We start from the raw sequence: 6,749 nt of genomic DNA on the forward strand, positions 1-6,749 counted from the left end.
AGTTCGACCAGTGTGGTGATCAACTCAATGCCCTGGTCAGCGAGTTCGCGGGCGAGCATGTCGGATGCCGGCCCGGCACAGGCACGTACAGCAGCATCCAGGGTGCTGACCGCCTCTTCGAACAGCACCGGTGCGACGAAGTCGGCGGGGTCCGGGCAGCGGGCGGCATGCTCGTCCAGCACTCCGGCCCCATGCCGGGACACAAGACTCAGTAAGCGCTGGGCCTCATCCTGGCTCAGCGAAGGTTCTCGCGGCGCCGAGGCGGGAAGGGCGGGCATCCAGTCGTACTTCGGCGCACTGGCAGCGACGGCCTCCACGATCTCCGCGAGCCGCCCCTTGTAACCGGGTGCTACGTCGAGGTGTTCGTACCACTCCGCCTCACGTATGGCGCGCAGTTCGTCACGGAGCCGCGCGCGGGTGTCCGACAGTTCCGAGCGCAGGGCCTCATGGCTCTTGATCCGTACCTCAAGACGCTCCGTAGACTGAGTGGCGCTGAGCTGGGAGAGCGCCCGCACAGACTGTTCCAGGTCGTCGCTGCCGGCCTGGCGCCGATCGCCCTGGAGGACGCACAGGCTGCGGAGCTCGGGAGGTAGCTGCTGCCGCAGGACCTTCAGAGCCTGGCCCTTCTCACTCGTCACGAGCACCCGCTTGCCGTCCGCCAGCAGGGCGCACACGAGGTTGGCGATTGTGTGCGTCTTTCCCGTGCCGGGCGGTCCCTGAACGACAACGCCGGTATCGGTCTGTAGGCGCCTCAGCACCTCTTGTTGGGCTTCATTCGATAACAACGGGAACAGCGGGTCGGGTCCAAGGGCGGGCGGCACCTCACGGGCCCCCGCCGCCGTACCCCACGCCCTGCGGTCGTCCGCTTCCAGCCGGTACAGCAACTGAGCCAGGCCCAGTGGGGCAATGGCACCGGGCTGGGCAAGACGGTTCGCGATGCCGTCGTAGAAGTTCACGAGGGCGCCCTGACCCCGCTGACGGAGAATGATCGCCGGCGCGAACCCGAGCGTGGGCACCGGCAGCACCGGGTCGGCCGGTGGGCGACCCCAGCCACGGTGATACGCCACCGCGCGATCGGTGCCGAAGGCCCTTTCCGACCAGTCACCGAGCACGTCCTGGGCATCCCGGGACAACGGATGGAACCCTTCCGCATCGACACGTTCCCGCAGCGGGCCCAGCAGACGGGTGCTGTAGCCCTCGTCCGCGTCAAGAAACTCGCTGTCCTCCAGCCTCGCCGGGTCGCCGGGTGCCAGGGCAACGGTGATGGACATGTTCACGGAACTCACAGTGAGTATCAGCCGCGCTGTCAGAACGTGCCGGGCGATGCGCGCCGACGGACGTGCGGCTCCGAAAGTCAGCAATCCGGCACCCAGCACCGCCTCGTATTCCTCGCCCTCCTGCTGAAGCCTGGTCGCCATTCGGTAAAGCTGCTGATGGAGTTCCCGGTAGGGCCGGTCTGCGCGCTCTTTTTCCGACCACTTGCGCCACGCGTCGAGCCATCGCGTGTAGGCGCGCAGAACGTCGTGCGCGTCCTCCCGGCGGATCTCGGTGACCTCGAACAGGTCTCCGTTCTCGTCCTCCTGCCAGCCCTGGCCCGGCCCCGACTCGGCCAGCGGTGGCACTTCAGGAGTCGCGGTGGCGGCGGCTTCGGGATCGACCCATCCCACCAACGCCTCGGGCAGGACAGGAGCCGGGCGAGGCGGGCGGTGTGCCACCTTGAGCAGAGTCCGGTCGCCATCCGGGTTGCGCAGGAGCCTGTCATCCGGGAGCCCGGAGAGCCAGAGAACCTCGGGATATTTCTGCCAGTCCCGCACCGGCTTGTACGACCCGCGAACAAATTCGCGCATGTATTCGACGAGTTGGCGCGTGCGGTGGACCGCCTCCGGATTGTTCGCACGGAGTGCAGAGTGAAGAGACACCTATCCCCCAGATCTCGGCTCGACGGAAAGCCTTCCAGGATGCAGGAGAGAAGCACCACCATCAACAAGGACGGGCGAATGACGATGTGAACAAGCCACGTCTCATGAAAGTTGGCCGTAAGCCAGCCAACTGCTAGGTCTGTACCCACGCACAGCGCGTCATGTGCCGCCGCGTACACCTGGCCGGCGGGGTCGAGGCGGGTCCCGTTCCCGGCCCGGAGCTGCCGAGCGCCACCCTCGACGGGTACCTTCTCGTACGGGTCGCCGGGGCGGTGGACGCCACGTTCCGGGTGGACGCCGCCACCCGCGGCTGGCTGGACCAGCTACTCGCCGCACACCGCACGGCCGAGGACTACATCGGCTCGCGCCCGCTCGTCGGCATCACGCGGCAGCAGCTCAGCACCGTCGTCGACCTGACCAGCCGAGCTTCGAGCCCTTCTGATCGGCGGGGACAGCGTGGGAGCCGGGCCGGATCTCCTCGGCCTGGAACCCAGGGCACATCCAGGGCACATGAGGCCCGAAAGTGTCGGTGACCGGCGGCAAACGCTGAAGGTCGTTCCGCCTGGTCACCGGCCGTTTCGCGGCGAAGCCGCAGGTCAGCGCCCCGCCTTCGCCACTCGCTCCACGAATGGCAGGACTTCGCCCGCCGCTGCGAGGAATCCGGCCACCAGCTCTACTGCCTGGTCTGGCCGTAACAGGGGTCTCGTCACTCAGGAAGCACGAGCCGGAGGACAACAGCCGATGCGTGCACCACTGGCAAGGGTCGGGAGTGGTCCGCGTCAGCCGCGGAGGCGGCGGATCCAGAGGTCGCGTGCGTCGGGGTCGGCGGAGGTCGGGCCCGTGTGCTGCCAGCCCCACGCGCGGTAGGCGGCTCGGGCGGCGGTGTTGGCACGGGAGACGCGGGCGAGGGCGACGGGGGCGTCCGTGCGGGCGAAGAGGCGTTCCAGCATGCTGGCGGCGACACCGCGGTGGCGGTAGGTGGGGAGCACCGTCAACTCGGCCACGGTGAAGACCTGGGTGGGAGCCTCGCTCCGGCCAGGGCGGTCGGTGCGGCGCGCACCACCCTCAGCGCCCCCGGCGCCCCCCGGCCCCCCAGCGGGGTCGGCACTCGCGGCGGCGTCGGCGCCCTCGGCCGCCTCGGCACCCTCGGCGCGGAAGCCGTACGCGCACGCCACCAGCGCGCCCCCCGCGCTGCCGATGACCATGTCGAAGGCGGGGCGCTGGACATCGGCGGCGAAACGCCGGAGGAAGTCGTCCCGGTCGGGAGGCGCCTCGCCGGGAACGTCACGGTAGGCCGCCACGTAGAGGTCCGCCACGGCCTCGCGCTGCTGATCGGCCTGCCACCTGCTCAGGCGCCGCAGGAACACCGTCTCCGCCATGGGGTCTCCTCCCGGCCGCCGGCCCGTGACCGGCGCTCACATCGTGGCACCGGCAGGGCTCTCCGGGAACACCGCGTACGACGACGGCGTACGAGACGCGTACGGGAACCCCGCACGACGGCCCGGGACGGTCAGCGCGAAAGCGCCGTCACGCAAACCCCCGTCACCCCGGGCACCGTCACCCCGGGCACCGTCACCGCGAAGGCGCGCCCAACTGGTCGAACGCCTTCGTCAGGCCGCGTTTGAGGAAGCGGGACACCGGCCGTTCGAAGAAGCGGTGCACGAAGTAGCTGAGCAGCAGCGACGCGGCGATGAGTCCGGCGATCAGGAGGCGCGCGTCGACGCGGTCGTGCAGGTAGTGGATCGCGGTGGTGCCGGCGGCGTAGTGCAGCAGGTAGAAGGGGTAGGTGAGGGAACCCGCGGTCACCAGCCACTTCCACTGGACGCGGTCGGTGAAGCCGAGCGCGACGGCGGCCATGAACGCCAGGAACAGCGTGTAGATGAGCAGTGCGCCGCGCCACCCCGAGACGTGCTCGACGTGTTCGATCCGGCGGGCCAGCTCGTTCTGCGCCATCAGCCACGACAGCCCGAGGATTCCCCACAGCAGCAGGTCCTGCCCGAAGCGGTGCATCAGGTACAGGGCGAGTCCGGCGATGAAGTACCAGGTCGAGTCGGGGTCGGCGAGCAGCGACAGGGCCGGCAGACCGGCCACCGGGGCGATCGCGGCGAGCGCGCCCCACGTGCAGCAGAAGATGACGACCTTGCGGTACGTCAAGCCGGTCGCGACCACCGCCAAAAACACCAGGTAGAAGCGGAGTTCGGACCAGAGCGTCCAGTACACGCCGTCCACGTTCCGGACGTGCGAACCGGACTGGAGCATCGAAAGGTTGAAGAACGCCTCGCGGGTGTTCGGCCGGCCCCAGACGACGGGGTACGCGGTGAGCACGACGGTGGTGAACACCACACCGAACCAGTACGCCGGGTACAGCCGGATCACCCGGGAGACGAAGAAGTCCCGCGGCCTTCGGTCCCAGCAGGACATACAGATCACGAAGCCGCTGATGACGAAGAAGATCTCGACGCCGATCCAGCCGTACGCGGCGATCCGGAACACGCCCGGCATGATGTCCGAGACGGGTCGGCCCCAGATCGTGTTGTCCGGCCGGTCCACCCGGAACGTGCCCGCGTAGTGGTGCAGCGCCACCAGCAGCGCGGCGCCCAGGCGCAGCGCGTCGATCACGTACAGCCGCGATCGACGCCGCTCGGGCGGGGACGCCGGCTTGGGCGCGGAGGCGGGGGCGGGCGCGGGCGCGGGCCCCGGAGCAGGTGCGGGCAGCGGTGTGGACACACGCGACGAAGCGCCCGGCAACGCCGGGGCCTCGCGGGGCGCGGTGGCCGCCGGTACGGACGCGTGAGCCTGCAACAGCCCGTTGCCGCCGGGGATCACTTCGCGCTGCGGCCAGTCGTCCGCCGCACTCCCCGCGTGCCTCATCTGCCGCCCTCGTCAGTCCGGCCCGGCGGGCCTTGTCCGTCGTGTTCCCGGGCGGCCTGCGCCACCCGAGGAAGCGCCAGCCTAAAGTAAAGCGGTTACGCCGACCAAGCCACCCGTTGAAAACCGTCACCGGCTGAACCACGGCTGAACCAGGGCTGCAGGTCCCGTCCGCCGAACCGCCCGCCGTGCGGTCCCGGACGTCGATCGCCGCTCACGGAACCCGCGACAACGGCATGTCACCATCACGTCGCCGTCCACGCCCACGCGTGCACCCGCCCGTTGCGTCCCGTTCCGCCGGTACGCGCCCGTCGTGGGCCCGCCCCGGCTCGCGGGTCGCCCGGCCCGGCGAAATCCGCCCCCGTAAGATCGGGAACCCGACAACGGCGAAGGGCAGCCCCCCGTGCAGGACGAGACGATCGTCACGTATCTCGACCGGCTCGCCGCCCGCGTACCCGCGCCCGGAGGCGGCGCCGCCGCGGCGCTGCACGCCGCCCAGGGCGCCGCGCTGCTCGCCATGGTCGCCCGCTACACCACCGGCGAGAGGTACGCGCCGCACGCGGAGCGCATCGCCGAGCTCACCGCCGAGGCCGACGAACTGCGCGCAGCCGCGCTGGGACTGGCCGCGGCGGACGCGCGGGCGTTCACCGCGGTCACCGACGCCTACCGGCTGCCCCGCGCCGACGACGAGCAGCAGGCGCACCGCTCGCAGGCCATCGCGCGGGCCCTGGCCGGCGCCGCCCGCCCGCCCGTGGACGTGATCGCCGCCGCCGCGCGGATCGTCGCCCTCGCCGAGGACCTGCTGCCCATCGGCAACCCGAACGTGGTGACGGACATCGCCGCCGCCACCGAAGCCGCCCGCGCCGCGGCCGCCACCGCCCGGGTCAACATCGAGATCAACCTCGGCGGCATCACGGACGACGCGATCCGCCTCGAACTGACCGGGGTCCTCACCGACGTGGACCCGCTCGTCGCCCGTGCCGAAGCCGTCACCGAGGCCGTACGGGAGCGGATCCACCAATGACGAACCCCACCGCCGCCGAGCTCACCGGCCGCCCCCGCGCCGACGCACTGCGCGCCGAAATCACCCGCCTGGCAGCCGAGTTGGCCCAGGACGGCACCCCGCCCAGGCTCGCTGTCGTGGTCGCGACCGAGGACGAGCCGACCGCCTGGTACGTACGCTCCATCGCCCGCGCCGCCGCCCGGACCGGCATCGCGTGCGACACCGTACGGCTGCCCGCCGACGCCTCGCCCGAGCAGATCCGGGAGCGGCTGTCCGAGCTCGGCGCCGATCCCACGGTGCACGGCGTCATCCTCCAGACGCCGCTGCCCGAAGGGTCGGTGGCGGCCGAACTCGCCGACGCCATCGCGCCGGAGAAGGACGTGGACGGGGCGAATCCGCTGAGCCTGGGGCGGTTGGCGGCGGGGCTCCCGGCGTTCGCGCCGGCGACCGCGGAGGCCGTTGTCCAACTCCTCGACGCACACGGCGTCGTGGTGGCCGGCCGTACGGTCGCGGTGGTCGGCCGCTCCACGGTGGTCGGCAAGCCGCTCGCCCACCTGCTGCTCGACCGGGACGCGACGGTCACCGTCTGCCACTCCCGCACCGTAGGCCTCCCGGCCGTGACCGCCGCCGCCGACATCGTGGTCGCCGCGGCCGGGCGCCCCGGCCTGATCACCGCCGAGCACGTCAAGCCGGGCGCGGTCGTGGTGGACGTCGGCACCAACCCGACCCCGGACGGCGGTCTGGTCGGCGACGTGGACGCCGCCGCGGTCGGCGCGAAGGCCGCGGCGCTGTCCCCCGTACCGGGCGGGGTCGGGCCGATCACCACGGCGCTGCTGCTCCGGCACACGGTACGGGCCGCCGCTCGCGTGCTGTAGCGGGCGGACGCGGGTGCCGCAGGGCCCCGGCGCCCCGGTGGGCCGCCCGGCCGGGGCGCCGGGGCGGGCCCCCCGGGCGCCGCA

The 6,749-nt window shown here is 71.6% G+C and carries 6 protein-coding genes; 3 read left to right on the forward strand and 3 right to left on the reverse strand.

All coding sequences use genetic code 11. The features are described from left to right. Positions 1-1,847: AAA domain-containing protein (locus tag VIW71_RS03670; RefSeq protein ID WP_331620474.1), on the reverse strand; the 1,847-nt coding region annotated here is incomplete at its 3' end. Positions 1,848-2,080: 233 nt separating this feature from the next. On the opposite strand from VIW71_RS03670, the gene VIW71_RS03675 reads away from it, so the two are divergent. Continuing rightward, positions 2,081-2,452 carry a hypothetical protein gene (locus VIW71_RS03675; protein ID WP_331620475.1) on the forward strand — a complete coding sequence of 124 codons (372 nt, stop codon included), beginning with the start codon at positions 2,081-2,083 and terminating at the stop codon, positions 2,450-2,452. A gap of 246 nt (positions 2,453-2,698) precedes the next feature. On the opposite strand, the gene VIW71_RS03680 is transcribed toward VIW71_RS03675, so the two are convergent. Together VIW71_RS03680 and VIW71_RS03685 are read right to left on the reverse strand one after the other, a co-directional pair. After that, on the reverse strand, positions 2,699-3,298 hold the full coding sequence (locus tag VIW71_RS03680) for a GNAT family N-acetyltransferase (protein ID WP_331620476.1): 600 nt from the start codon (positions 3,296-3,298) through the stop codon (positions 2,699-2,701). A gap of 193 nt (positions 3,299-3,491) precedes the next feature. After that, the gene (locus tag VIW71_RS03685) at positions 3,492-4,790 is read right to left on the reverse strand and encodes an acyltransferase family protein (protein ID WP_331620478.1); all 1,299 of its coding nucleotides are present in this window, start codon (positions 4,788-4,790) and stop codon (positions 3,492-3,494) included. 400 nt (positions 4,791-5,190) lie between these two features. On the opposite strand from VIW71_RS03685, the gene VIW71_RS03690 reads away from it, so the two are divergent. Continuing rightward, entirely contained in the window at positions 5,191-5,811 is a 621-nt protein-coding gene (locus tag VIW71_RS03690; protein ID WP_331620479.1) for a cyclodeaminase/cyclohydrolase family protein, read from the forward strand. Further along, on the forward strand, positions 5,808-6,665 hold the full coding sequence (locus tag VIW71_RS03695) for a bifunctional 5,10-methylenetetrahydrofolate dehydrogenase/5,10-methenyltetrahydrofolate cyclohydrolase (RefSeq protein WP_331620481.1): 858 nt from the start codon (positions 5,808-5,810) through the stop codon (positions 6,663-6,665). Before VIW71_RS03690 ends, VIW71_RS03695 begins: the two co-directional genes overlap by 4 nt. Positions 6,666-6,749 lie beyond the last annotated feature (84 nt).

Origin of the sequence: Streptomyces sp., assembly GCF_036524955.1 — a bacterium.
Lineage (GTDB): Bacteria > Actinomycetota > Actinomycetes > Streptomycetales > Streptomycetaceae > Actinacidiphila.